This window comes from Kutzneria sp. NPDC052558 (assembly GCF_044547355.1).
GTDB lineage: Bacteria > Actinomycetota > Actinomycetes > Mycobacteriales > Pseudonocardiaceae > Kutzneria.
In genome coordinates this window covers 52,504-74,855 of the sequence record NZ_JBIUAG010000018.1, presented here as the reverse complement: position 1 = coordinate 74,855, position 22,352 = coordinate 52,504, and the positions used below count along the sequence as shown (strand labels likewise).

35 protein-coding genes are annotated in these 22,352 nt (G+C 67.3%); 3 read left to right on the top strand and 32 right to left on the bottom strand.

Annotation, left to right across the window (positions count from 1 at the left end; translation table 11 throughout):
• Window positions 1–5: 5 nt before the first annotated feature.
• From ACIG5F_RS29400 to ACIG5F_RS29370, 7 genes are all read right to left on the bottom strand, one after another.
• Window positions 6–1,061 carry a DNA-directed RNA polymerase subunit alpha gene (locus ACIG5F_RS29400; RefSeq protein ID WP_396522938.1) on the bottom strand — a complete coding sequence of 352 codons (1,056 nt, stop codon included), beginning with the start codon at window positions 1,059–1,061 and terminating at the stop codon, window positions 6–8.
• A gap of 277 nt (window positions 1,062–1,338) precedes the next feature.
• Window positions 1,339–1,944: a 30S ribosomal protein S4 gene (gene rpsD / locus ACIG5F_RS29395; protein WP_116172426.1), complete on the bottom strand. Its 606-nt coding sequence runs from the start codon at window positions 1,942–1,944 to the stop codon at window positions 1,339–1,341.
• Window positions 1,945–1,967: 23 nt separating this feature from the next.
• Window positions 1,968–2,375: a 30S ribosomal protein S11 gene (rpsK, locus tag ACIG5F_RS29390; RefSeq protein WP_116172425.1), complete on the bottom strand. Its 408-nt coding sequence runs from the start codon at window positions 2,373–2,375 to the stop codon at window positions 1,968–1,970.
• 29 nt (window positions 2,376–2,404) lie between these two features.
• Window positions 2,405–2,785 carry a 30S ribosomal protein S13 gene (gene rpsM, locus ACIG5F_RS29385; RefSeq protein ID WP_184864470.1) on the bottom strand — a complete coding sequence of 127 codons (381 nt, stop codon included), beginning with the start codon at window positions 2,783–2,785 and terminating at the stop codon, window positions 2,405–2,407.
• A gap of 222 nt (window positions 2,786–3,007) precedes the next feature.
• Window positions 3,008–3,121: a 50S ribosomal protein L36 gene (rpmJ, locus tag ACIG5F_RS29380; RefSeq protein ID WP_022925314.1), complete on the bottom strand. Its 114-nt coding sequence runs from the start codon at window positions 3,119–3,121 to the stop codon at window positions 3,008–3,010.
• A 100-nt stretch (window positions 3,122–3,221) separates the two neighbouring features.
• On the bottom strand, window positions 3,222–3,443 hold the full coding sequence (gene infA, locus ACIG5F_RS29375) for a translation initiation factor IF-1 (protein WP_005166804.1): 222 nt from the start codon (window positions 3,441–3,443) through the stop codon (window positions 3,222–3,224).
• 213 nt (window positions 3,444–3,656) lie between these two features.
• On the bottom strand, window positions 3,657–4,127 hold the full coding sequence (locus tag ACIG5F_RS29370; protein ID WP_396522934.1) for a DUF1707 domain-containing protein: 471 nt from the start codon (window positions 4,125–4,127) through the stop codon (window positions 3,657–3,659).
• 79 nt (window positions 4,128–4,206) lie between these two features.
• Between ACIG5F_RS29370 and ACIG5F_RS29365 the strand changes: the two genes are divergently transcribed.
• Window positions 4,207–7,377, top strand: a complete 3,171-nt coding sequence (locus ACIG5F_RS29365; protein WP_396522932.1) for a BTAD domain-containing putative transcriptional regulator — start codon at window positions 4,207–4,209, stop codon at window positions 7,375–7,377.
• Here the strand turns inward: ACIG5F_RS29365 and map are convergent.
• Genes map through secY form a run of 3 tightly spaced genes read right to left on the bottom strand, consistent with a single transcriptional unit; the run spans window position 7,358 to window position 10,018 of the window.
• Window positions 7,358–8,095 carry a type I methionyl aminopeptidase gene (map, locus tag ACIG5F_RS29360; protein WP_396523124.1) on the bottom strand — a complete coding sequence of 246 codons (738 nt, stop codon included), beginning with the start codon at window positions 8,093–8,095 and terminating at the stop codon, window positions 7,358–7,360. The two genes, ACIG5F_RS29365 and map, sit on opposite strands and share 20 nt — an antisense overlap.
• A gap of 55 nt (window positions 8,096–8,150) precedes the next feature.
• Window positions 8,151–8,702 (bottom strand): adenylate kinase, encoded by a 552-nt coding sequence (locus tag ACIG5F_RS29355; protein ID WP_396522930.1) that lies wholly within the window; start codon window positions 8,700–8,702, stop codon window positions 8,151–8,153.
• Window positions 8,702–10,018, bottom strand: a complete 1,317-nt coding sequence (gene secY, locus ACIG5F_RS29350; protein WP_396522928.1) for a preprotein translocase subunit SecY — start codon at window positions 10,016–10,018, stop codon at window positions 8,702–8,704. Before secY ends, ACIG5F_RS29355 begins: the two co-directional genes overlap by 1 nt.
• Window positions 10,019–10,265: 247 nt before the next feature.
• Between secY and ACIG5F_RS29345 the strand changes: the two genes are divergently transcribed.
• The gene (locus ACIG5F_RS29345) at window positions 10,266–10,748 is read left to right on the top strand and encodes a hypothetical protein (protein WP_396522926.1); all 483 of its coding nucleotides are present in this window, start codon (window positions 10,266–10,268) and stop codon (window positions 10,746–10,748) included.
• A gap of 20 nt (window positions 10,749–10,768) precedes the next feature.
• Window positions 10,769–11,098 carry a hypothetical protein gene (locus ACIG5F_RS29340; RefSeq protein ID WP_396522924.1) on the top strand — a complete coding sequence of 110 codons (330 nt, stop codon included), beginning with the start codon at window positions 10,769–10,771 and terminating at the stop codon, window positions 11,096–11,098.
• 67 nt (window positions 11,099–11,165) lie between these two features.
• Here ACIG5F_RS29340 and rplO read toward each other — a convergent pair whose 3' ends face one another.
• From rplO to tuf, 22 genes are all read right to left on the bottom strand, one after another.
• Window positions 11,166–11,609, bottom strand: a complete 444-nt coding sequence (gene rplO, locus ACIG5F_RS29335) for a 50S ribosomal protein L15 (RefSeq protein ID WP_396522922.1) — start codon at window positions 11,607–11,609, stop codon at window positions 11,166–11,168.
• Window positions 11,606–11,791 carry a 50S ribosomal protein L30 gene (gene rpmD / locus ACIG5F_RS29330; protein ID WP_396522920.1) on the bottom strand — a complete coding sequence of 62 codons (186 nt, stop codon included), beginning with the start codon at window positions 11,789–11,791 and terminating at the stop codon, window positions 11,606–11,608. The genes rplO and rpmD overlap by 4 nt, the downstream gene beginning before the upstream one ends.
• A 2-nt stretch (window positions 11,792–11,793) precedes the next feature.
• On the bottom strand, window positions 11,794–12,402 hold the full coding sequence (gene rpsE / locus ACIG5F_RS29325) for a 30S ribosomal protein S5 (RefSeq protein WP_043721544.1): 609 nt from the start codon (window positions 12,400–12,402) through the stop codon (window positions 11,794–11,796).
• Between the two features lie 34 nt (window positions 12,403–12,436).
• Window positions 12,437–12,838: a 50S ribosomal protein L18 gene (rplR, locus tag ACIG5F_RS29320; RefSeq protein WP_396522919.1), complete on the bottom strand. Its 402-nt coding sequence runs from the start codon at window positions 12,836–12,838 to the stop codon at window positions 12,437–12,439.
• Between the two features lie 2 nt (window positions 12,839–12,840).
• Window positions 12,841–13,380 (bottom strand): 50S ribosomal protein L6, encoded by a 540-nt coding sequence (gene rplF / locus ACIG5F_RS29315; RefSeq protein ID WP_396522917.1) that lies wholly within the window; start codon window positions 13,378–13,380, stop codon window positions 12,841–12,843.
• Between the two features lie 16 nt (window positions 13,381–13,396).
• Window positions 13,397–13,795 carry a 30S ribosomal protein S8 gene (gene rpsH, locus ACIG5F_RS29310; RefSeq protein WP_043721538.1) on the bottom strand — a complete coding sequence of 133 codons (399 nt, stop codon included), beginning with the start codon at window positions 13,793–13,795 and terminating at the stop codon, window positions 13,397–13,399.
• Between the two features lie 74 nt (window positions 13,796–13,869).
• Window positions 13,870–14,055 carry a type Z 30S ribosomal protein S14 gene (locus ACIG5F_RS29305; protein WP_043721535.1) on the bottom strand — a complete coding sequence of 62 codons (186 nt, stop codon included), beginning with the start codon at window positions 14,053–14,055 and terminating at the stop codon, window positions 13,870–13,872.
• Window positions 14,056–14,059: 4 nt separating this feature from the next.
• Window positions 14,060–14,623: a 50S ribosomal protein L5 gene (gene rplE / locus ACIG5F_RS29300; protein WP_116172412.1), complete on the bottom strand. Its 564-nt coding sequence runs from the start codon at window positions 14,621–14,623 to the stop codon at window positions 14,060–14,062.
• 2 nt (window positions 14,624–14,625) lie between these two features.
• The gene (gene rplX / locus ACIG5F_RS29295) at window positions 14,626–14,940 is read right to left on the bottom strand and encodes a 50S ribosomal protein L24 (protein WP_273936036.1); all 315 of its coding nucleotides are present in this window, start codon (window positions 14,938–14,940) and stop codon (window positions 14,626–14,628) included.
• Window positions 14,940–15,308, bottom strand: coding sequence for a 50S ribosomal protein L14 (rplN, locus tag ACIG5F_RS29290; RefSeq protein ID WP_116172410.1), 369 nt, complete (start codon window positions 15,306–15,308; stop codon window positions 14,940–14,942). The genes rplX and rplN overlap by 1 nt, the downstream gene beginning before the upstream one ends.
• 62 nt (window positions 15,309–15,370) lie before the next feature.
• Entirely contained in the window at window positions 15,371–15,649 is a 279-nt protein-coding gene (gene rpsQ / locus ACIG5F_RS29285; protein ID WP_396522914.1) for a 30S ribosomal protein S17, read from the bottom strand.
• Entirely contained in the window at window positions 15,646–15,894 is a 249-nt protein-coding gene (gene rpmC, locus ACIG5F_RS29280; protein ID WP_396522912.1) for a 50S ribosomal protein L29, read from the bottom strand. The genes rpsQ and rpmC overlap by 4 nt, the downstream gene beginning before the upstream one ends.
• Window positions 15,894–16,313: a 50S ribosomal protein L16 gene (rplP, locus tag ACIG5F_RS29275; protein ID WP_043721520.1), complete on the bottom strand. Its 420-nt coding sequence runs from the start codon at window positions 16,311–16,313 to the stop codon at window positions 15,894–15,896. Before rplP ends, rpmC begins: the two co-directional genes overlap by 1 nt.
• 3 nt (window positions 16,314–16,316) lie before the next feature.
• Window positions 16,317–17,153, bottom strand: a complete 837-nt coding sequence (gene rpsC, locus ACIG5F_RS29270) for a 30S ribosomal protein S3 (protein ID WP_396522909.1) — start codon at window positions 17,151–17,153, stop codon at window positions 16,317–16,319.
• Window positions 17,153–17,566: a 50S ribosomal protein L22 gene (rplV, locus tag ACIG5F_RS29265; protein ID WP_396522907.1), complete on the bottom strand. Its 414-nt coding sequence runs from the start codon at window positions 17,564–17,566 to the stop codon at window positions 17,153–17,155. Before rplV ends, rpsC begins: the two co-directional genes overlap by 1 nt.
• A 32-nt stretch (window positions 17,567–17,598) precedes the next feature.
• Entirely contained in the window at window positions 17,599–17,880 is a 282-nt protein-coding gene (gene rpsS / locus ACIG5F_RS29260) for a 30S ribosomal protein S19 (RefSeq protein ID WP_033384221.1), read from the bottom strand.
• Between the two features lie 19 nt (window positions 17,881–17,899).
• Window positions 17,900–18,733, bottom strand: a complete 834-nt coding sequence (gene rplB / locus ACIG5F_RS29255) for a 50S ribosomal protein L2 (protein ID WP_043721517.1) — start codon at window positions 18,731–18,733, stop codon at window positions 17,900–17,902.
• Between the two features lie 23 nt (window positions 18,734–18,756).
• Window positions 18,757–19,056: a 50S ribosomal protein L23 gene (gene rplW, locus ACIG5F_RS29250; RefSeq protein WP_396522904.1), complete on the bottom strand. Its 300-nt coding sequence runs from the start codon at window positions 19,054–19,056 to the stop codon at window positions 18,757–18,759.
• 3 nt (window positions 19,057–19,059) lie between these two features.
• Window positions 19,060–19,740 carry a 50S ribosomal protein L4 gene (gene rplD, locus ACIG5F_RS29245; protein WP_396522903.1) on the bottom strand — a complete coding sequence of 227 codons (681 nt, stop codon included), beginning with the start codon at window positions 19,738–19,740 and terminating at the stop codon, window positions 19,060–19,062.
• Between the two features lies 1 nt (window position 19,741).
• Window positions 19,742–20,392: a 50S ribosomal protein L3 gene (gene rplC / locus ACIG5F_RS29240; RefSeq protein WP_211765012.1), complete on the bottom strand. Its 651-nt coding sequence runs from the start codon at window positions 20,390–20,392 to the stop codon at window positions 19,742–19,744.
• A gap of 28 nt (window positions 20,393–20,420) precedes the next feature.
• A complete protein-coding gene (gene rpsJ, locus ACIG5F_RS29235; RefSeq protein WP_003938093.1) occupies window positions 20,421–20,726 on the bottom strand; it encodes a 30S ribosomal protein S10 in 306 nt (101 codons plus the stop codon).
• A 414-nt stretch (window positions 20,727–21,140) separates the two neighbouring features.
• Complete coding sequence (gene tuf / locus ACIG5F_RS29230; protein WP_211765011.1) at window positions 21,141–22,334, bottom strand: elongation factor Tu; 1,194 nt, start codon at window positions 22,332–22,334, stop codon at window positions 21,141–21,143.
• Between the last annotated feature and the right edge of the window lie 18 nt (window positions 22,335–22,352).

The following is a 22,352-nucleotide window of genomic DNA, read 5'->3' as shown; positions in this document are numbered from 1 at the left end:
CTGGGTCAGAGCTGCTCAGTCTCTGCGTAGTCCTGGCCGTCGTCGTGGTGGCCGTCCACACCCGCGTCCGACCAGCCGGCGTCGGCCGGGAAGTCGGTCGCGGCGACCGACGGGTCGAATCCGGGCGGGCTGTCCTTCAGCGCGAGGCCGAGGCCGACGAGCTTGAGCTTGACCTCGTCGATCGACTTGGCGCCGAAGTTGCGGATGTCGAGCAGGTCGGCCTCGCTGCGCGAGACCAGCTCCCCGACGGTGTGGATGCCCTCACGCTTGAGGCAGTTGTAGGACCGGACGGTCAGGTCCAGGTCCTCGATCGGCATCGCGAACGCGGCGATGGTGTCCGCCTCGGCCGGCGACGGGCCGATCTCGATGCCCTCAGCGTCGACGTTGAGCTCACGGGCCAGCCCGAACAGCTCCACCAGAGTCTTGCCCGCGGAGGCGACGGCGTCCCGGGGCGTGATCGACGGCTTGGTCTCCACGTCCAGGATCAGCTTGTCGAAGTCGGTGCGCTGCTCGACACGGGTCGCCTCGACCTTGTAGGTCACCTTCAGCACCGGCGAGTAGATCGAGTCGACCGGGATCCGGCCGATCTCGGCGCCGGCCTGCTTGTTCTGCACCGCCGGGACGTAGCCGCGACCGCGCTCGACGACGAGCTCGATCTCCAGCTTGCCCTTGGCGTTGAGAGTGGCGATGTGCAGGTCGGGGTTGTGCACGGTGACACCGGCCGGAGGCACGATGTCGCCCGCGGTCACCGCGCCGGGACCCTGCTTGCGCAGGTACATGGTCACCGGCTCGTCCTCCTCGGAGGACACGACCAGCTCCTTGAGGTTCAGGATGATGTCGGTGACATCCTCCTTCACCCCGGGAACCGTGGTGAACTCGTGCAGCACGCCGTCGATCCGGATGCTGGTCACCGCCGCGCCCGGGATGGACGACAGCAGCGTGCGCCGGATCGAGTTGCCCAACGTGTAGCCGAACCCGGGCTCCAGCGGCTCGATGACGAACCGGGACCGGGTGTCGTTGATGGGCTCCTCGGCGAGCGTGGGTCGCTGAGAGATGAGCACTGCTTACCTTCTTTCGTACGACGCCCGCTATTTGACGTCGACCGAGTCCCGGGGGGGGGGGGGGGGGGGGGGGGGGGGGGGCGGCCGGGCGGGGGGGGCGGGGGGGGCGGGGGCGGGGGGGGCGGGGGGGGGGGGGGGCGGGGGGGGGGGGGGGGGGGGGGGGGGGGGGGGGGGCGCGGATAGTGGAACACGGCTTACCTATTTTCGTCCTACGCCCCTTATTTCCCGTCGCCCGAGTCCGGGGGCGGCCGCCCGGGGGCGCCCGCGCCGGAAGGGATCACTTCGAGTACAGCTCGACGATCAGCTGCTCCGACACCGGCGTGTCGATCTGGGCCCGCTCGGGGAGCTGGTGTACCAGAACACGCAGGGAGGACGGAACCACCTGGAGCCAAGCCGGGATCGGACGGTCACCGAAGGTGGCCTTGGCGACCTCGAAAGGCAGCGTCGGCAGCGACTTCGGCTTCACGTCGATGATGTCCCACTTGGACACCCGGTAGCTGGGGATGTTCACCTTGTGGCCGTTCACGATGAAGTGACCGTGGCTGACCAGCTGGCGGGCCTGGCGGCGGGTGCGAGCCAGACCGGCGCGGTAGATGACGTTGTCCAGCCGCGACTCGAGGATCTGCAGCAGGTTCTCGCCGGTCTTGCCGGACTTGCGAACCGCTTCCTCGTAGTAGCGGCGGAACTGACGCTCCAGCACGCCGTAGGTGTAGCGAGCCTTCTGCTTCTCCTGCATCTGCAGGAGGTACTCGGACTCCTTGATGCGGCCGCGGCCGTGCTGGCCGGGCGGGTACGGACGGCGCTCGAAAGCCTGGTCGCCGCCGACGAGGTCAACCTTGAGACGACGCGAGATGCGCGTCGCGGGGCCGGTGTAACGAGCCATCTGTTCTTACTCCTCCCCGTGCCTCAGACCCGGCGCCGCTTGGGCGGGCGGCAGCCGTTGTGGGGCTGCGGGGTCACGTCCTGGATGGTTCCGACCTCGAGGCCCGCCGCCTGCAGCGAACGGATCGCGGTCTCCCGGCCGGAGCCGGGGCCCTTCACGAACACGTCGACCTTGCGCATGCCGTGCTCGGCCGCCTTGCGGGCGGCGTTCTCGGCGGCCATCTGCGCGGCGAACGGCGTGGACTTACGGGAGCCCTTGAAGCCGACATGGCCGGCCGAGGCCCACGCGATGACGGCGCCGGTCGGGTCCGTGATGGAGACGATCGTGTTGTTGAACGTGCTCTTGATGTGGGCGTGCCCGTGCGAGACGTTCTTCTTCTCCTTGCGCCGGATCTTCTTGACCCCGGCGCCGGAGCGAGTCTTGGGTGGCATTCTTCGGAGATCTCCTAGCTAGCGGGGGGTTACTTCTTACCGGCCTTCTTCTTGCCGGCCACCGTCTTCTTCGGGCCCTTGCGGGTGCGGGCGTTGGTCTTCGTCCGCTGACCGCGCACGGGAAGCCCACGACGGTGCCGAAGCCCCTCGTAGCAGCCGATCTCCATCTTGCGACGGATGTCGGCCTGGACCTCGCGGCGGAGGTCACCCTCGACCTTGTAGTTGGCCTCGATGTGCTCACGCAGCTTGGCGAGGTCGTCGTCGCCCAGGTCCTTGGCCCGCAGGTCCGGGCTGATGCCCGTCGCGGCCAGGAGCTCCTTCGAGCGAGTCCGGCCAATGCCGAAGATGTAAGTCAGCGCGATCTCCATCCGCTTCTCGCGGGGGAGGTCGACGCCAGCGAGTCGTGCCATGCGGCGTACTGCTCCTCACTTGTTCGTCGCTCCAGGTCTGCTCCTCGTCCGTTCCGGGACCGACTCGCTGTGCCGTTGCCCCCGCTTTCACGGGAGCTGTCCCAGCCCCGGCCTGGAGTCCGGGGGTGAGCCGGGTGCTTTCGCGCCCGGCAGGGTCGAGGAGGTTGTGTACTTGTGGTCGCGTCCACTGAGTGGATCAGCGACAAGTACGAGGCCGGCTGATCAGCCCTGGCGCTGCTTGTGGCGCAGGTTGTCGCAGATCACCATGACCCGGCCGTGACGGCGGATCACCTTGCACTTGTCGCAGATCTTCTTGACGCTCGGCTGGACCTTCACGGTCGTGCACTCCTGTGCGAGTAGTTAGGGGGTGCCGGAGGCAAGCCTCCGGTGGCGGTCGCCCAGACGCGCTGCGACCCCCACATCCCCAACGTGGAGGTCACTTGTAGCGGTAGACGATTCGGCCGCGGGACAGGTCGTAGGGCGACAGCTCCACGACAACCCGGTCCTCCGGCAGGATGCGGATGTAGTGCTGCCGCATCTTGCCGCTGATGTGCGCGAGAACCTTGTGGCCGTTCTCCAACTCGACTCGGAACATCGCGTTGGGGAGTGGCTCGACCACGCGGCCCTCGACCTCGATGGCCCCGTCCTTCTTGCCCATGTCCTCCGCGTTTCGTGACGGTGGTATGACTGGTGTGCGGCCCGCGCGACACCCCGACTCCGATCGCCCACCAAGATCACGAACGCGGTGACTTGACGATCACCGCAGGCACGACGGAATCGACGCGACGAGTGCGCCGTCAATCCAGTGTACGGCGCTCGGGGTCGATGCCCAAATCGAGGCGCAGGTCACGCCCGGTCAGCCCAGTACCGGTCAGCTCCGGCTGTCGCGGCCGATGCCCAGGATGTAGCCCGCGATCAGCAGCGCGCCCCAGGGGCCGGCCACCCAGATCCACCACGGGTAGACCATGCCGCCGGAGAAGACCACGATCACCCAGATCACGAAGTTCACCAGGCTGGCCGCGAACCAGGCCCCGGTGCCCACCCGCATCACCGTCGCCCCCACGCCGCGGGGCCGGCGGGCCACCTCGCTGGTCGGCTGGATGACCGGCTCGGGCACCAGCTCCGACCGTGACCAGGGCACCGGCTGGCGCACGTCCGGCAGGTCCGAGGTCACCGCGGCCAGCTCGCCGTAGGTCCTCGCCTCCCACACCTTGCGGGTCCGCTCGTCGAACTCGTCCAGGTCGAGGCGGCCCTCCGCGTGCGCCTTCTTGAGCTGGCCCGCCACCATCCCGCGATCCGCGTCCGATACCCGCCTCGCGTCCGGCGGCACTGGCTGCTCCACGCCTACATCCTGCCAGCCCCACGCCACCCGTAACACCGTTGCGGTCGGCCTGTCGGCCCCGCCCTGCACAATCGGCGACGTGGAGTTCCATCTGCTCGGACCGCTGCGGGTGGTGCGTGATGGATCCGAGATCCCGCTCAACGCCGCCAAGCAGCGAGCCCTGCTCGCTGTCCTCGCCCTGCACGCCGGCCAGCTACTCGCCGCCGACGAGCTCATCGACCGCCTCTGGGGCTCCACCCCGCCCGCCGGCGCCCGCAACACCCTCCGCACCTACGTTATGCGCCTACGGAAAGCCCTCGGCGACCCGTCGGTCATCGAGACCATGCTCGACGGCTACCGCCTTGTCGGCGGCACCACCGACATCCAGCGCTTCGACTCCCTGCTGGCCGCCAACCCCGATCTCTCCCAGCTCGACCAGGCCCTCGCCCTCTGGCGCGGCGACCCCGCCGACGGCCTGCTCCCCACCGAGGCGCAAACGCTTGCCGAACGCCGTCTCGACGCCCTGACCCGCCGCTGCGAACTGGCCGTCACCCTCCATCGCCACGACGAGGCCATCCCCGTCCTTCGCGACCTCGTCGCCCGGCACCCCCTCCGCGAGAAGCTCTGGGCCCTGCTCATCCGCGCCCTGCACGCCACCGGCCGTCAACCCGAAGCCGTCGCCGCCTACGACCAGGCCCGCAACGCCCTCGCCGACGAACTAGGCATCGATCCCGGCGCTGAGCTCCAGTCCGCCCATGCGTCGGTCGCCGGCACCGCTCCCCGCCGAGCCGTGTCCCAGCTACCCCCGAGCATCGGCAATTTCGTCGGCCGCCGCCACGAACTCGACGCCCTCCGCCAGCAGCTCAAGTCCACCGGCATCGCCGTCGTCAGCGGTCCTCCCGGCATCGGCAAGACCGCTCTGGCCGTTCGCTCCGCCCACGAGCTCAAGGCTGACTTCCCCGACGGCCAACTCTTCGTCAATTTGCGCGGCTATGCCCGGATCCCCCGCATGACATCAGCCGAAGTGCTGTCCCGGTTCCTGCGCGCACTGGGCGTGCCACCCGACCAGATCCCGCTCGACACGGAACTCCAGGTACACAGATACCGCTCCGAACTAGCCGGCAAGTGCATTCTCGTCCTACTCGACAATGTCGGCGACGCCGACCAAATCCGACCGCTGCTGCCCAAGGAGCCTGGTTGCGGCGTGATCGCCACCAGTCGGACTGCATTCCACGACCTACCGACGCAGCCACTGCAACTCGACGTGCTCGACGCCGATGACTCGATGGCGATGCTAGGTGCGACTCTCGGCACGGACGCGCTCAATGAGGAAAAAGATGCCGCAGTCGAACTGGCCCGACTGTGTGGACACTTGCCGCTCGCCCTCCGGATCGCGGCGGGCAACCTCATCGACACACCAGCCAATCGCATCGAGAGATACGTCGCCGAGATCCGCAACCGAAACCGTTTGGATGCATTGCGTATCGACGACGACGAGAACACCGCAGTACGCACCGCCTTTGACATCTCTTATCACGCACTCCCCTCACACCCCCAGCGATTGTTCCGTTTGTTGAGCCTGACCGCCGGCACCGATTTCACCACCCCAATAGCCGCCACTCTTCTAAACGTCACAGAAGAGGAAGCAACACGATTGCTGGCGATACTGACCACAGCCAACCTCATTCAGCAACACACTACCGGACGTCATCAACTCCACGACCTCGTCCGAGACTACGCAAGGGAAAGGGTTCTCAAGGAGGAGTCGGCGACCACTATCCAGCACGCGATCCATCGCATGCTGGACCACTACCTGCACAGCATTCACAATGCCACCGACGCCAGCGACAAGGCCATGCGCAGCCTGGATCCGCCGTCCGCCGAAGCTCTGGTACAGCCAGCCCGCTTTGCCACCGCCGACCAAGCGGAACGCTGGCTGGAAGCCGAGCTGAACAACGTCTTGAGCGCAATTGAGATTTCTAGCGAACAGCCGAGCCCATGGCACGCATGGCACCTCACCGACGCCATCGACAGCTACCTGCGCCGGACCTGTAGCGGAACCCTACGCCTGTCGACCGCGCTACGAACCCTCACGGCTGCCACACGGGCCGGAGACATCAAGGGGCAAGCAGCCATCCATCGCATTATCGGCTCGACTTATATCGCCAACATCGATTCACTAAACGCAGATATTTCCCAAAAGACGGTGATGAAACACGTCAACCAAGCCGTATCGTTGAGCCGACAGGCCGGCAACAGCGCCGGCGAGGCCTTCTCCCTTCTAACCAAGGGCACCGGGCGGGCAGCGTACGGACATCCACAATCAGCCATACAAGACTTTCAACAAGCACTGGCCGTGTTCGACGGAAAGGAGCCAGAAAAACTCCGCACAACAGTGACGGCAAACATTGGCACCGCCCTGTACGAGGTAGGACACCTCAAGGAAGCTGAGCGATACCAGACCGAAGCACTAGCAGCGTCAAAACGACTCAAACTACGAGTGATGGTGATTCGCGCGACCTACAATCTGGGTCGGATCCACACAGCGATGGGACGCTTCGACCTGTCGATCACGGACCATCAGAAGAGCTTCAAACTGGCTGAACAGCTGGGTATGGAGAACATCGCCACCACCAGTCTGGCTGAAATCGCTCGCAACCACGCTTGTCGAGGAGACGTCGCCGCCGCCCATGACCAGTTTCGCGTGATCCAGCAATGGTGGGCCAGTCATGATGAACGTCAGGCGCACCAGCCGTCCATGACCGCACTGGCCGCAGCTCATCTTGCCCTCGGCCATTTAGAGCAGGCGCTCACGACTTACCAGGCGATCGCCGCAAGCTCGGGCCACACCTGGAATGTCCACTACCTAAACCAGGCCCTCTGTGGGATCGCCGAGATCCACGCCAGTTCTGGCCGCTTCGACGAGGCAACGGCGTTCGCACACAAAGCGATAAAGACCGCGCGAGCCAGCCAGTCCAGAATCTACGAAGGCGTCGCGACATCAGCCCTCGCCAGCGCCGAATGGGCACTCGGGGATCGCGAATCAGCGACCGCCCACAGCCTGGAGGCCCTCGGCATCCACCGCACGACCGGACACCGGCCGGGCGAGGCCCATACCCTGCGACTGTTGGGCACAATCATACAAGCCAACGACACCAACATCGCCGTCGATCACTGGCGACAGGCACTGAAGCTGTACGAGCAGATGAGAATGCCTCAAGCAGTCGAATTGCGGAAACTGCTCGCCGGGATCAGGCCTCGGGGGCGGTGAGGATCCAGGGGCCGTCGTCGGTGATGGCGACGGAGTGCTCCCAGTGAGCGGCGCGGGTGCCGTCGGCGGTGATGACGGTCCAGCCGTCGTCGAGTTCCTTGGTCTGGTCGCTGCCCAGGGTGAGCATCGGCTCGATGGCGATGGCCATGCCGGCCTTGAGGCGGGGGCCCTTGCCGGGCTTGCCGAAGTTGGGCAGGAAGGGCTCCATGTGCATCTGGGTGCCGATGCCGTGGCCGCCGTAATCGGTGACGATGCCGTACTCGATGCCGTCGGCCTCGTCGGAGCGCAGCACGGAGCTCTCGATGGCGAAGGAGATGTCGGTGAGGCGGGCGCCGACGACGGCGGCCTCGATGCCGGCGAGCATGGAGGCGCGGGTGGCCTCGGAGAGCTTGCGGTCAGCCTCGGGGGCGGCGCCGATGAGCACGGTGACGGCGGCGTCGCCGTGCCAGCCGTCGAGGATGGCCCCGCAGTCGATGGAGATGAGGTCCCCGTCGGCCAGCACCTGGGTGCGGCTGGGGATGCCGTGCACGACCTGCTCGTTGACCGAGGCGCAGATGGACGCGGGAAAGCCGTGGTAGCCCTTGAAGGAGGGCACGGCCCCGGCGTCCCGGATGGTCTGCTCGGCCAGCTCGTCCAGCTCGGCGGTGCTGACGCCGGCGGCGGCCCGCTCGGACATCAGGGACAGGCAGCGGGCGACCACGATTCCGGCCGCCCGCATGGCCTCCAGCTCACCGCGCGTCTTGATCTCGATGCCGCGACCTCGCTTGAGCAACTCAGGCTCCAGCGCGCAGCGCCTTGAGCGCCCGCTCGGTGATCTCGCTGACCTCGCCCACGGCGTCCACCGTCACCAGGATGTCCTGGTAGTAGTCCAGCAGCGGCCGGGTGGCCGACCGGTAGACCTCCTGGCGGTGCCGCACGACCTCTTCGGTGTCGTCGGCCCGGCCCCGCGCCAGCAGCCGCCCGACCACGACGTCCTCGGGCACGTCCAGCTCCAGCACGGCGTCGAGCGACTCGTCGTTCTCGGCCAGGATGCCGGCCAACACGTCGGCCTGGGCGGTGTTGCGCGGGAAGCCGTCGAGCAGGAAGCCGGCCTTGGCGTCGGACTGGGCCAGCCGGTCCTTGACCATCCCGTTGGTCACCGAGTCCGGCACCAGGGCGCCGGTGTCCAGGTACTTCTTGGCCTCCAGCCCGAGCGGGGTCTCCTCGGCGATGTTGGCCCGGAAGAGGTCGCCGGTGGAGATGTGCGGGACCCCGAGCTTCTCGCTGAGCACGGTGGCCTGAGTACCCTTGCCCGCTCCGGGCGGGCCGACGAGGACGAGTCTCACTAGCGCAGGAACCCTTCGTAGTTGCGCTGCATGAGCTGGCTCTCGATCTGCTTGATCGTGTCGAGACCGACGCCAACCATGATCAGCACAGCGGTGCCGCCGAACGGGAAGTTGTTGTTGGAGCCGTTCCCGCCGCTGGTCACGCTCAGGAAGAAGGTCGGAAGCACGGCCACGAGGCCCAGGTACAGCGAGCCGGGCAGCGTGATCCGGTTCAGCACGTACGTCAGGTACTCGGAGGTCGGCCGGCCCGGACGGATGCCGGGGATGAAGCCGCCGAACTTGCGCATCTCGTCGGCGCGCTCATCCGGGTTGAACGTGATCGCCACGTAGAAGTACGTGAAGAAGATGATCAGGGCGAAGTACAGCCCGATGTGGCCCCAGCTGCTCGGGTCGACCACGTAGCTCTGCAACCACTGCTGCCAGCCGCCGCTGCTGCCGGTGTTGGTGGTCAGCGAGATGACCAGCTGCGGCAGGTAGAGCAGCGAGGAGGCGAAGATGACCGGGATGACGCCGGCCTGGTTGACCTTCAGCGGCAGGTAGGTCGAGGTGCCGCCGTACATGCGGCGGCCGATCATCCGCTTGGCGTACTGCACCGGGATCCGGCGCTGGGCCTGCTCCAGGAAGATGACGAAGCCGATGATCAGCAGGCCGAACACGCAGATCGCGGTGAACACCAGGCCGCCACCCTGCTGGAGGATGGTCTGGCCCTCCTGCGGGATGCGGGCGGCGATCGAGGTGAACATCAGGATCGACATGCCGTTGCCGACGCCGCGCTCGGTGATGAGCTCGCCGAACCACATGATGATCGCGGTGCCCGCGGTCATCGTGACCACGATCACGCTCAGCGTGAACAGGCCCTGGTCCGGGATGACCTGCGACTGGCAGTTGGTGAACAGCTGGCCGCGGGTGGCCAGCGCCACGATGCCGGTGGACTGCAGGATCGCCAGCGCGACCGTCAGGTACCGGGTGTACTGGGTCAGCTTGTTCTGGCCGGACTGGCCTTCCTTCTTCAGCTGCTCGAAGCGGGGGATCACCACCGTCAGCAGCTGGATGATGATGCTCGCCGTGATGTACGGGAGGATGCCCAGCGAGAAGACCGAGAGCTGGAGCAGTGCGCCGCCGCTGAACAGGCTGATCAGCCCGTAGATGCCGCCGCTCTGGTCCACGGTCGAAATACACTGCTGGATGTTCGCGAAGCTCACACCCGGGGACGGCATCTGCGAGCCCAGCCGGTACAGCGCAATGATCCCCAGCGTGAACAGGATCTTGCGGCGCAGGTCCGGCGTCGCGAGAGCCGAGCGGAAGGCGCCAAGCACGCGTGACCTCCTCGGCGTCACCGGTCTCCGACCGGTGAACGGCTTGTCCGACCGTGGTCGGCTGACGACCTGGCGAGCAAGCCAGGAACGCTTCGTGCCGGCAGGGCCCGAAGCGTGCTCACGACTGTAACAGGCCCGGGCAGCGCTACGGACCCCACCGGGGGATAAAGCCCCGGTGATCATCGAACCCCGCCGGACGGCGGGTCCCGAAGTGGACAATCCGAGAGTTCGAAGTTAGTTTGAAAGTATGACCGCGATGCCGGAGGCCCCGTTCTCGGAGCTCATCAACAAGCCCAAGGACACCGTCGCCAAGCTGGCCAGCACGCCGAAGCAGAAGCTGAGGTTAAAGCGCCGCGACAGCGCTGACCTGCTGCTGACCACGGTCGAACGAGCCGAGCAGGACGGCGAGGTGCTGAGCGCGACCACCCGCATCTTCGTCGCGCTGATCGCCAAGGACGCCGCCGCGCGGACGCTGCTGACCGAGGTGATCCCCGAGGCGTTCCCCTGGGTCCGTTTCCTCCCCAAGCAGGACGTGCAGCAGTTCCTGGTCGAACTTGTGGAGACGCTGCGAGCCGCCGAGGATCTGGACAACCTCGCTCCGGTCGCACAGCTGATCGTGGAGTGGAAGCACACGGCCGAAGTGCACTCCGATCCAGAGCTGAAGCGCGCTCTCACGCACGACCTCGGCGACCTGGGTTCCTTGCTGCCTCCTGAAGCAACAACCGAGTGAGCCCCAAGCGGGGAGACCGCGTGGCACCACCGCCCCGAGCGGGCGAGTGGGACGTCAGGTTCGCGACAAACGCGGCGGCCCGGGATTGGGAGGAACTCGGCAACAAGGCACCAGGCAACACCGCCGACGCCTGGTCCCTGATGCGTGAGAACCCGTGCCCGACGGAGCACGGGCAACGCCACCATCAGCTGAAGGGCACGCTGGCTCGCGAACAGCACGGGGGTCAGGTCTACGACCAGTGGCAGATTGAGGTCACCGGCAGCGGCCGGATCTGGTACCTGGTCGATCGATCGCGCCAGACCATCTGGGTGACCTATGCCAGCCTTCGGCATCCGAAGGCCACCGAGTAGCCAGACACGACAGAAGCGGCCGGCAGGAGAGGAGTTCCTGCCGGCCGCTTCGCGGTACTGCGTCAGTTCACAGCGTGGTGACGGTGCCACCAGCGGCGGTGATCTTCTCCACCGCGCTGCCGGAGAACTTGTGCGCGGTGATGTCCAGCTTGACGCCGGCGATGTCGCCGTCGCCCAGCACCTTGACCAGCTCGTTCTTGCGAACGAGGCCGGCGCCGACCAGGGCGTCCACGTCGACGCTGCCACCCTGCGGGAACAGGCGGGCGACGTCGGAGACGTTCACGACCTGGTACTCGGTGCGGAACGGGTTGCGGAAGCCCTTGAGCTTCGGCAGCCGCATGTGCAGCGGCAGGTTGCCACCCTCGAAGCGAGCCGGCACGTTCTTGCGGGCGCCGGTGCCCTTGGTGCCGCGACCCGCGGTCTTGCCCTTGGAACCCTCACCGCGGCCGACCCGGGTCTTCGCCGTCTTGGCGCCGGGGGCCGGGCGGAGGTGGTGGATCTTGATGGTCATGAGTTGACCTCCTCCACGACCACCAGGTGCCGCACGGTGTGGATCAGGCCCCGGTTGACGGGGTTGTCCTCACGCACGACCGACTGGCGGATCTTGCGCAGACCCAGCGTCCGCAACGACTCGCGGTGGTTCTGCTTGGTACCGATGCTGCTCTTGACCTGGGTCACCTTGAGCTGAGCCATGGTCACACCCCCTGCCCGGCACGGGCACGGAGCATGCCGGCCGGAGCAACGTCCTCCAGCGGCAGGCCACGGCGGGCGGCGACCTCTTCGGGGCGCTGAAGGCCCTTCAGGGCGGCCACGGTGGCGTGCACGATGTTGATGGCGTTGTCGCTGCCCAGCGACTTGCTCAGCACGTCGTGCACACCGGCGCACTCCAGGACGGCGCGCACCGGGCCACCGGCGATGACGCCGGTACCGGCGCTGGCCGGGCGCAGCAGCACCACGCCGGCGGCCTTCTCGCCCTGGATCGGGTGCGGGATGGTGCCGCCGATGCGAGGCACGCGGAAGAAGTTCTTCTTCGCCTCCTCGACACCCTTGGCGATGGCGGCCGGAACTTCCTTGGCCTTGCCATAGCCAACGCCCACCATGCCGTCGCCGTCGCCGACGATCACCAGCGCGGTGAAGCTGAAGCGACGACCACCCTTGACGACCTTCGCCACCCGGTTGATGGCGACGACGCGCTCGAGGTGCGGGGTCTTCTCCTGGGCCGCCCCGCCACGGCCACCGTCACGACGGTCGCGGCGCTCTCCGCGCTCGCCACCGCCGCCTTCGCGACGCGTGCGTCCCGGCATCAGACGGCCCTCTCAATTCCAGTGATGTACATGCTCAGAACTCCAGCCCCGCCTCGCGGGCGGCGTCCGCCAGCGCGGCGATACGGCCGTGGTAGTCGTAACCACCGCGGTCGAACACGACCTTGGTGATGCCGGCTTCCTTGGCGCGGGCCGCGACCAGCTGGCCCACCTTGGTGGCGCGGGCCTTCTTGTCGCCCTCCAGCGCGCGCACGTCCGCCTCCAGGCTGGAGGCCGACGCCAGCGTGTGGCCGGCGAGGTCGTCGATGACCTGCACGACGATGTGTCGCGAGGAGCGGTTGACGACCATGCGCGGACGCTCGGGCGTGCCGCTGATCTTCTTGCGAAGCCGGAAGTGACGACGGGCCCGCGCGACACGGCGCCGGGTCGACACGTCCTTGCCGACCGGCTTCCTCTTGGTAGCAGTGGACTCAGCCATGATCACTTACCCGTCTTCCCGACCTTGCGGCGGATCTTCTCGCCCGCGTAGCGCACGCCCTTGCCCTTGTACGGGTCGGGCTTGCGCAGCTTGCGGATGTTGGCGGCGACCTCGCCGACCAACTGCTTGTCGATGCCCTGGACGGAGAACTTGGTCGGGGTCTCCACCACGAAGGTGATGCCAGCCGGCGCCTTCACCGGAACCGCGTGGCTGTACCCCAGCGCGAACTCCAGGTCGGAACCCTTGAGCTGCACGCGGTAGCCGACGCCGGTGATCTCCATCTTCTTCTCGTAGCCCTGGGTCACGCCGATGATCAGGTTGTTGATCAGCGTGCGGGACAGGCCGTGCAGCGAGCGCGAGAGGCGCTCGTCGTCGGGCCGAGTCACCTGCAGCGTGCCGTCCTCGGCCCGCTCCACGGCGATCGGCTCGGCCACGGTGTGCGAGAGGGCGCCCTTCGGGCCCTTCACGTTCACGACCTGGCCGTCGATGTTCACGTCGACCCCGGAGGGGACGGTGATGGGCAGCCTTCCAATGCGCGACATCGTCAGTCCCCCTTCCTCACCACACGTAGGCGAGGACTTCCCCGCCCACACCCTGCTTGCCCGCCTGCCGGTCGGTCACCAGACCGCCGGAGGTGGAGATGATGGCGACACCCAGCCCACCGAGCACCTTGGGCAGGTTGGTCGACTTCGCGTACACCCGCAGACCCGGCTTGGAGACACGCCGCACACCGGCGATGCTCCGCTCACGGTTCGGGCCGTACTTCAGCTCGACGACGAGGTTCTTGCCCTTCTCGCCGGCGGCGTCGCGGTAGCCGGCGATGTAGCCCTCGCGCTTGAGGATCTCGGCGATGTTCGCCTTGAGCTTCGAGTGCGGCATCACGACCTCGTCGTGGTATGCCGAGTTTGCGTTACGCAGACGCGTCAACATGTCTGCGATCGGGTCGGTCATCGTCATGGTGACCTGTCAACCTTTCTCGCCCTGGTTCCCATAGGCCTGGGGCGAAGTGGGGTGGTGCGGGGTCGAACGTATTACCAGCTGGACTTGTGCACGCCGGGCAGCTCGCCGCGGTGCGCCATCTGGCGCAGGCAGATCCGGCACAGGCCGAACTTGCGGAACACGGCGTGCGGGCGGCCGCACTTCTGGCAGCGGGTGTAGGCCCGGACGGCGAACTTCTGCTTGCCGGCCGCCTTGTTGATCAGCGCCTTCTTCGCCATCGGCTCAGTTCTCCTTGAACGGGAAGCCGAGGTGCTTGAGCAGCGCCCGACCCTCGTCGTCGTTGGTTGCCGTGGTCACGACGGTGATGTCCATGCCACGGGGACGGTCGATCGAGTCGGGGTCGATCTCGTGGAACATCGACTGCTCGTTCAGCCCGAAGGTGTAGTTGCCGTTGCCGTCGAACTGCTTGCCCGACAGGCCGCGGAAGTCACGGATACGGGGCAGCGCGATGGTCAGCAGCCGGTCCAGGAACTCCCACATGCGGTCGCCGCGCAGGGTCACCCGCGCGCCGATCGGCATGCCCTCGCGCAGCTTGAACTGGGCGATGGACTTGCGGGCCTTGCGGACCTCGGGCCGCTGGCCGGTGATCGTGGCCAGGTCGCGGACCGCGCCCTCGATCAGCTTGCCGTCACGGGCGGCGTCGCCGACGCCCATGTTCACGACGACCTTCACGACACCCGGGATCTGCATCACGTTGTCGTAGGTGAACTGCTCCTGGAGCGCGGCGACGATCTCGCTGCGGTACCGGGTCTTCAGCCGCGGCAGGACCTTCTCAGTAGTGGTCATGATCAGATGTCCTTACCGTTGCGACGGGAGACGCGCACGCGCCGGCCGTCGTCGTTCGTGCGGTAGCCGACGCGGGCCGGCTTGCCGTCGGAGTCGACGACCATCACGTTGCTCACGTGGATCGGCGCCTCCTGGGTCACGATGCCGCCGGACTGCGCGCCCCGCTGGGTCTGGGTGATCCGGGTGTGCTTCTTGATCCGGTTCACGCCCTCGACCAACACGCGGTCGTTCTCCGGGTAGGCCTGGATGACCTTGCCCTTCGCGCCCTTGTCCTTGCCCGCGATGACCACGACCGTGTCGCCCTTGCGCACCTTCATCACAACACCTCCGGCGCGAGCGAGATGATCTTCATGAACTTCTTGTCACGCAGCTCGCGGCCAACCGGGCCGAAGATGCGGGTGCCCCGCGGCTCGTTGTCCGGCTTGATGAGCACGGCGGCGTTCTCGTCGAAGCGGATGTACGAGCCGTCCGGACGGCGCCGCTCCTTGACGGTGCGCACGACGACGGCCTTGACCACGTCGCCCTTCTTCACACCGGCGCCGGGGATGGCGTCCTTCACCGTGGCGACGATGATGTCGCCGATGCCCGCGTAGCGACGCGAGGAACCGCCGAGCACGCGGATGCAAAGGATCTCCTTCGCACCGGTGTTGTCGGCGACCCGCAGTCGCGACTCCTGCTGAATCACTTACAGCTCCCTGACCATCGATGGCCTGCCAGATTTCCGACCTGACAGGCTCGGTCTTGTTGTTACTTGGCCTTCTCGAGGACCTCGACCAGCCGCCAGCGCTTGGTGGCCGACAGCGGACGGGTCTCCATCAGCAGGACGCGGTCGCCGATGCCGGCCACGTTCTCCTCGTCGTGCGCCTTGACCTTGGTCGTGGTCCGCAGCACCTTGCCGTACAGCGGGTGCTTCTTGCGGTCCTCGAGGGAGACGACGATCGTCTTCTCCATCTTGTTGGACACAACCAGGCCCTCGCGGACCTTGCGGTCGTTGCGCTTGTCAGTCGTCTCGTTGGTCTCGCTCATGCGGCGCCCTCACCAGTCGTAACCTCGTCGGGCGACACGGACAGACCGAGCTCCCGTTCCCGCATCACGGTGTAGACGCGGGCGATGTCGTGACGGACCGTGCGCAGGCGGCGGTTGTTGTCCAGCTGGCCGGTGGCCATCTGGAACCGGAGGTTGAACAGCTCCTCCTTGGCCTCCCGAAGGCGCAGCACGAGCTCCTCGTCCGTGAGCTCACGCAGCTCTGCGGCGTTGGTACCCGCTGCCATCAGAAGTCACCACCCTCACGCGTGACGATCCGGCACTTCAGCGGCAGCTTGTGGATGGCGCGGCGAAGCGCCTCCCGAGCAACCGTCTCGTTCGGGTAGCTCATCTCGAAGAGCACCCGGCCGGGCTTGACGTTGGCCACCCAGTACTCGGGCGAGCCCTTACCGGAACCCATGCGGGTTTCCGCCGGCTTCTTGGTCAGCGGGCGGTCCGGGAAGATGTTGATCCAGACCTTGCCGCCACGACGGATGTGCCGGTTGATGGCGATACGAGCGGACTCGATCTGCCGGTTGGTGACGTAGGCCGGCTCCAGAGCCTGGATGCCGAACTCGCCGAAGGTGACACGCGTGCCACCCTTGGCCGCACCACTCCGCTTCGGGTGGTGCTGCTTGCGGTGCTTGACCCTACGCGGGATGAGCACTACTCAGCCCTCCCCATTGCCAGTGCTGGCGGCCTCGACGGCCGCAGCCTCGGTCGCGGTCGCGGCGTTCGCCTCGGCGGCCGCGCGGCCGGCCTCGGTGCTCGTCGCGGTGGTGCCGGCCGAGCCGGAGCGGCGAGCCCGGTTCGGACGCTCGCGCCGCTGCTGCGGGCGGTCGTTGCCGGCCGGGGCCGCGGTGTCGCGCGAGCGGAAGCCGCCGACGACGTCGCCCTTGTAGATCCACACCTTCACGCCGATGCGGCCGAAGGTGGTGCGGGCCTCGAAGAAGCCGTAGTCGATGTCCGCGCGCAGCGTGTGCAGCGGGACGCGACCCTCGCGGTAGAACTCCGAGCGGGACATCTCGGCGCCGCCGAGACGGCCACCGCACTGCACCCGGATGCCCTTGACCTGCGGCGAGCGCATGGCCGACTGCATGGCCTTGCGCATCGCGCGCCGGAACGACACGCGGTTGGACAGCTGCTCGGCGGTCACCTGGGCGACCAGCTGAGCGTCCGACTCGGGGTTCTTGACCTCGAGGATGTTCAGCTGGACCTGCTTGGCGGTCAGCTTCTCCAGCTCGCCCCGGATGCGGTCGGCCTCGGCGCCGCGGCGGCCGATGACGATGCCCGGACGGGCGGTGTGGATGTCGACGCGGACCCGGTCCCGGGTGCGCTCGATCTCCACCTTGGAGATGCCGGCCCGCTCCATGCCCTTGCTGAGCATCTTGCGGATCTTCACGTCTTCCGCGACGTACTCCGCGTACTGCTTGTCGGCGTACCAGCGGGACTTCCAGTCGGTGGTGATACCAAGGCGGAAGCCGTGCGGGTTGATCTTCTGACCCACTACTGGGCCCCCTTCTTGGCTCGAGACTTGCCGGCCTTGCGCTCGACCGGACGGGACTCGACCTCGATCGTGATGTGGCTCGTCCGCTTGCGGATCCGGTAGGCCCGGCCCTGAGCGCGCGGACGGAACCGCTTCAACGTCGGCCCCTCGTCCACGTACGCGCTGGACACCCACAGGGTGTCGCGGTCGAGGCTCAGGTTGTTCTCGGCGTTGGCCATGGCGCTGGCGAGCACCTTGGCCACCGGCTCGCTGGCGGCCTGCGGCGCGAACTGAAGGACGGCCAGGGCCTCCGTGGCGTTGCGGCCACGGATGAGGTCGACCACTCGGCGTGCCTTCATGGCGGTCAGGCGGACGTAGCGGGCCCGCGCCACGGCGCGCGGCAGCTCCTCCGCGCCGGTCGCGTTGTCAGCCATTGCTTGTTACCCCTTGCTCCTGTCCAGCCCGCTCAGCGGCGGCGCGACTTCCGGTCGTCCTTGATGTGACCCTTGAAGGTCCGAGTGGGCGCGAACTCGCCCAGCTTGTGACCCACCATGGCCTCGCTGACGAACACCGGAACGTGCTTGCGGCCGTCGTGCACCGCGATGGTGTGCCCCAGCATGTCGGGGATGATCGTCGACCGGCGGGACCAGGTCTTGATCACGGTCTTCTTGCCCGACTCGTTGAGGGCGTCCACCTTCTTGAGCAGGTGGTCGTCAACGAAGGGGCCCTTCTTCAGGCTGCGTGGCATTCCTTCACTCCCTTCCTGCTCAGCGCTTCTTACCGGTGCGACGACGCCGGACGATGAGCTGGTCGCTGGCCTTGCGGCGGCGGGTACGGCCTTCGGGCTTGCCGGCCGGGTTCACCGGGTGGCGACCGCCGGAGGTCTTGCCCTCACCACCGCCGTGCGGGTGGTCGACCGGGTTCATGGCGACACCACGCACCGTGGGCTTGCGGCCCTTCCAGCGCATGCGGCCGGCCTTGCCCCAGTTGATGTTGGCGTGCTCGGAGTTGCCGACCTCGCCGACCGTGGCGCGGCAGCGCACGTCCACGTTGCGGATCTCGCCCGAGGGCATCCGCAGCTGGGCGTACGGGCCGTCCTTGGCCACCAGCTGGACCTTGGCGCCGGCGGAGCGGGCGATCTTCGCGCCGCCACCGGGGCGGAGCTCGATCGCGTGCACCACGGTGCCGACCGGGATGTTGCGCAGCGGCAGGTTGTTGCCCGGCTTGATGTCCGCGCGGGGGCCGTTCTCGATCGTGTCGCCCTGCGAGAGCCGGTTCGGCGCGATGATGTAGCGCTTCTCGCCGTCGGCGTAGTGCAGCAGCGCGATGCGCGCGGTGCGGTTGGGGTCGTACTCGATGTGCGCGACCTTGGCCGGCACGCCGTCCTTGTCGGCCCGACGGAAGTCGATCAGGCGGTAAGCCCGCTTGTGACCGCCGCCCTTGTGCCGAGTGGTGATCTTGCCGTGCGCGTTGCGGCCGCCACGACCGTGCAGCGGACGCACGAGCGACTTCTCCGGCGTCGACCGAGTGATCTCGGCGAAGTCGGACACGCTCGCACCGCGACGGCCTGGCGTCGTCGGCTTGTACTTGCGAATGCCCATGTCAGATCAGCAGTCCTCAGTCATCAGGCGGTCGGGCCGCCGAAGATCTCGATCGCCTTGCTCTCCGCGGAGAGGGTGACGATCGCGCGCTTCGTGTCCTTGCGCTTGCCGAAGCCGGACCGGGTCCGCTTCCGCTTGCCCTGGCGGTTGATCGTGTTGACGCTCAGGACCTTGACGCCGAAGACCTTCTCGACCGCGATCTTGATCTGCGTCTTGTTGGCGTCCGGGGCCACCAGGAAGGTGTACTTGTTCTCCTCGAGAAGGCCGTAGCTCTTCTCGGAGATCACCGGCGAGAGCAGGATGTCCCTGTGGTCGGGGATCATGGGTCAGACCTCCTCGGTCAGCTCGGACGAGCGGGCCGTGGCCTTGACCGAACGACCCTTGGCCGGGCCGGCGATGAACAGCTCGTACGCGTCCTTGGTGAACACGACGTCGTCGTTGACCAGCACGTCGTAGGTGTTCAACTGGTCCGGCGCGATCGGGTGCACGTTGGCCAGGTTGCGCACGCTCAGCCAGTCCTGCTCCTCGAAGCGGCCCAGCACGACCAGCGTGCGGCGCGACTCGGTGATCGCGGCCAGCGCGACGCGAGCGGACTTGGTGGACGGCTTGTCGCCCTCGACCAGCGAGCTGACCACGTGCAGCCGGCCGGCACGAGCCCGGTCGGACAGCGCGCCCCGCAGCGCGGCGGCCTTCATCTTCTTCGGCGTCCGCTGCGAGTAGTCCCGCGGCTGCGGGCCGTGCGCGGTGCCACCGCCGGCGAACTGCGGCGACCGGGTCGAACCCTGGCGGGCGCGGCCGGTGCCCTTCTGGCGGTACGGCTTCTTGCCACCGCCGCGGACGTCGCCGCGGGTCTTGGTGGCGTGCGTGCCCTGGCGGGCCGCGGCCAGCTGGGCCACGACGACCTGGTGCATCAGCGGGATGTTCGCCTGCACGTCGAAGATCTCGGCGGGCAGCTCGACGCTGCCGGCGGCCTCACCCGAGGCGTTGCGAATGTCCAGCGAGGTCATCTCAGGCACCGCCCTTCGCGGCCGTCTTGACGAACACCAGGCCGCCCTTGGGGCCGGGGATGGCGCCCTTGATGAGCAGCAGGCCGGACTCGGCCTCCACCTGGTGCACGGTCAGGTTCTGGGTGGTGACGCGGGCGTGGCCCATGCGGCCGGCCATGCGCACACCCTTGAACACGCGGCCCGGGGTGGCGCAGCCGCCGATGGAGCCCGGCGAGCGGTGCTTGCGCTGCACGCCGTGGCCGGCGCCCAACCCCTTGAAGCCGTGGCGCTTCATGACACCGGCGTAGCCCTTGCCCTTGCTGGTGCCGACCACGTCGACGACGGAGCCAGCCGGGAACACCTCGGCGGTGATCTCCTGGCCGACCTCGTAGCTGTCGGCGTCGGTGGTGCGCAGCTCGGCGATGTGGCGACGCGGGGTCACGCCGGCCTTGGCGAAGTGCCCGGCGCGCGGCTTGTTCACCTTGCGCGGGTCGATGGCGCCGAAGGCCAGCTGGACGGCGGTGTAGCCGTCCTTCTCGTCGGTCCGGATCTGGGTGACGACATTGGGCCCGGCCTTGACGACCGTGACCGGCACAACCCGGTTCTTGTCGTCGAAGACCTGGGTCATGCCGAGCTTGGTGCCCAGGATCCCCTTGATCTGCTTGTCAGACATGAGTTCGTTACTCTCCGCCGCCGCGCGCTTACTGGATGTTGACGTCGACGCTGGCCGGCAGGTCGATGCGCATGAGCGCGTCCACCGTCTTCGGCGTCGGGTCAAGGATGTCGATCAGGCGCTTGTGCGTGCGCATCTCGAAGTGCTCGCGCGAGTCCTTGTACTTGTGCGGCGAGCGGATGACGCAGTAGACGTTCTTCTCGGTCGGCAGCGGCACCGGCCCGACGACCCGAGCGCCGGTGCGCGTCACGGTCTCGACGATCTTGCGCGCGGACGCGTCGATCGCCTCGTGGTCGTAGGCCTTGAGCCGAATGCGGATCTTTTGTCCCGCCATGATGGCTTGCCGTTCCTCTTCTCGTACCGCTGCGGGCTGACTCGTGACGGGCCGGGGCCCAACTGCGCCGCTCCCCTATTCACGAGTCAAATGTCATCAGGTGCCGGGGCCCTCCGGTCCACGCGGTCGGGCGTGTCGCCGTTTCAGGGACACCGCGCCAACGCGCACACCAGCCCTACTGGTCCTTGCTCAGTCCTCAGTAGGCGGGGTCCGGTCAGACCCAGTACACCCAGGCCATCTCAGGCCCGTGTGGGTGCCGGCTTCTCGCAGCGGGGCGGCTGGTACGCGAACGAGCCAGCCGCCCCTGCAACGAGCAACCCGTTAAGGATGCCACACGTGCGTACGGCGTCCAAATCGGGGCCGACAAAGTGAGGGCCAGGTAACAAGTGAATGTCACCTGGCCCTCACCGGAAATTACTTGATGATCTTCTCGACGGTGCCGGCGCCGACGGTGCGGCCACCCTCGCGGATGGCGAACCGCAGGCCCTCGTCCATGGCGATCGGCTGGATCAGCTTGACGCTCATGTGCGTGGTGTCGCCCGGCATGACCATCTCGGTGCCCTCGGGGAGGGTCACGACGCCGGTCACGTCGGTGGTGCGGAAGTAGAACTGCGGCCGGTAGTTGTTGAAGAACGGCGTGTGGCGGCCGCCCTCGTCCTTGGACAGGATGTAGACGTTGCCCTCGAACTCGGTGTGCACCGTGGTGGTGCCCGGCTTGATCACGACCATGCCGCGCTCGACGTCCTCGCGCTTGACACCGCGCAGCAGCAGCGCGGCGTTGTCACCGGCGCGACCCTCGTCGAGGAACTTCTTGAACATCTCGATGCTGGTGCAGGTCGTCTTGAAGCCCTTCTCGCGAATGCCCACGACCTCCACCTCCTCGTTCACCTTGACCACACCGCGCTCGATGCGGCCGGTGACGACGGTGCCACGACCGGTGATGGTGAAGACGTCCTCGACCGGCATGAGGAACGGCTTGTCGGTCTCACGGACCGGCTCCGGGACGTTCTCGTCCACGGCGTCCATGAGCTCCAGCACCGACTGGGCCCACTTCTCGTCGCCCTCGAGGGCCTTGAGGCCGGACACGCGCACGACCGGAGCGTCGTCGCCGGGGAACTCCTGGTCCGAGAGCAGCTCACGGACCTCGAGCTCGACGAGCTCCAGGATCTCCTCGTCGTCCACCATGTCGGCCTTGTTCAGGGCCACCACGATGTAGGGCACGCCGACCTGACGGGCCAGCAGCACGTGCTCACGGGTCTGCGGCATCGGGCCGTCGGTCGCGGCGACCACCAGGATCGCGCCGTCCATCTGGGCGGCACCGGTGATCATGTTCTTGATGTAGTCCGCGTGACCGGGGGCGTCGACGTGCGCGTAGTGGCGCTTCTCGGTCTGGTACTCGACGTGCGAGATGTTGATCGTGATGCCGCGCTGCTTCTCTTCCGGCGCCTTGTCGATCTGGTCGAACGCGAACGCGGCGTTCAGGTCCGGGTACTTGTCGGCCAGAACCTTGGTGATCGCCGCCGTCAGCGTGGTCTTGCCGTGGTCGACGTGACCGATGGTGCCGATGTTGACGTGCGGCTTGGTCCGCTCGAACTTCGCCTTCGCCACTGGATTGTCCTCCTGGAC

Excerpts from the sequence above, each read along its gene's own strand:
- rplO (WP_396522922.1), bottom strand. The coding sequence starts at position 11,609 with ATGACCATCAAGATCCACCACCTCCGCCCGGCCCCCGGCGCCAAGACG.
- rpsJ (WP_003938093.1), bottom strand. The coding sequence starts at position 20,726 with ATGGCGGGACAAAAGATCCGCATTCGGCTCAAGGCCTACGACCACGAG.
- rpsH (WP_043721538.1), bottom strand. The coding sequence starts at position 13,795 with ATGACGATGACCGACCCGATCGCAGACATGTTGACGCGTCTGCGTAAC.
- map (WP_396523124.1), bottom strand. The coding sequence starts at position 8,095 with ATGCGGGCGGCCGGAATCGTGGTCGCCCGCTGCCTGTCCCTGATGTCC.
- rplE (WP_116172412.1), bottom strand. The coding sequence starts at position 14,623 with ATGACCACTACTGAGAAGGTCCTGCCGCGGCTGAAGACCCGGTACCGC.
- ACIG5F_RS29305 (WP_043721535.1), bottom strand. The coding sequence starts at position 14,055 with ATGGCGAAGAAGGCGCTGATCAACAAGGCGGCCGGCAAGCAGAAGTTC.
- rplR (WP_396522919.1), bottom strand. The coding sequence starts at position 12,838 with ATGGCTGAGTCCACTGCTACCAAGAGGAAGCCGGTCGGCAAGGACGTG.
- rpsM (WP_184864470.1), bottom strand. The coding sequence starts at position 2,785 with ATGGCACGACTCGCTGGCGTCGACCTCCCCCGCGAGAAGCGGATGGAG.
- ACIG5F_RS29345 (WP_396522926.1), top strand. The coding sequence starts at position 10,266 with ATGACCGCGATGCCGGAGGCCCCGTTCTCGGAGCTCATCAACAAGCCC.
- rplB (WP_043721517.1), bottom strand. The coding sequence starts at position 18,733 with ATGGGCATTCGCAAGTACAAGCCGACGACGCCAGGCCGTCGCGGTGCG.
- rplX (WP_273936036.1), bottom strand. The coding sequence starts at position 14,940 with ATGAAGGTGCGCAAGGGCGACACGGTCGTGGTCATCGCGGGCAAGGAC.
- rplV (WP_396522907.1), bottom strand. The coding sequence starts at position 17,566 with ATGGCTGACAACGCGACCGGCGCGGAGGAGCTGCCGCGCGCCGTGGCG.
- rplF (WP_396522917.1), bottom strand. The coding sequence starts at position 13,380 with ATGTCGCGCATTGGAAGGCTGCCCATCACCGTCCCCTCCGGGGTCGAC.
- rplW (WP_396522904.1), bottom strand. The coding sequence starts at position 19,056 with ATGATCCCCGACCACAGGGACATCCTGCTCTCGCCGGTGATCTCCGAG.
- rpsD (WP_116172426.1), bottom strand. The coding sequence starts at position 1,944 with ATGGCTCGTTACACCGGCCCCGCGACGCGCATCTCGCGTCGTCTCAAG.
- rpsK (WP_116172425.1), bottom strand. The coding sequence starts at position 2,375 with ATGCCACCCAAGACTCGCTCCGGCGCCGGGGTCAAGAAGATCCGGCGC.
- infA (WP_005166804.1), bottom strand. The coding sequence starts at position 3,443 with ATGGGCAAGAAGGACGGGGCCATCGAGGTCGAGGGCCGCGTGGTCGAG.
- rpsQ (WP_396522914.1), bottom strand. The coding sequence starts at position 15,649 with ATGAGCGAGACCAACGAGACGACTGACAAGCGCAACGACCGCAAGGTC.
- rpsS (WP_033384221.1), bottom strand. The coding sequence starts at position 17,880 with ATGCCACGCAGCCTGAAGAAGGGCCCCTTCGTTGACGACCACCTGCTC.
- rplD (WP_396522903.1), bottom strand. The coding sequence starts at position 19,740 with ATGACCTCGCTGGACATTCGCAACGCCTCGGGTGAGGCCGCCGGCAGC.
- rpsE (WP_043721544.1), bottom strand. The coding sequence starts at position 12,402 with ATGCCGGGACGCACGCGTCGCGAAGGCGGCGGTGGCGAGCGCGGAGAG.
- rpmD (WP_396522920.1), bottom strand. The coding sequence starts at position 11,791 with ATGGCTCAGCTCAAGGTGACCCAGGTCAAGAGCAGCATCGGTACCAAG.
- rpmC (WP_396522912.1), bottom strand. The coding sequence starts at position 15,894 with ATGGCAGCGGGTACCAACGCCGCAGAGCTGCGTGAGCTCACGGACGAG.
- rplC (WP_211765012.1), bottom strand. The coding sequence starts at position 20,392 with ATGTCTGACAAGCAGATCAAGGGGATCCTGGGCACCAAGCTCGGCATG.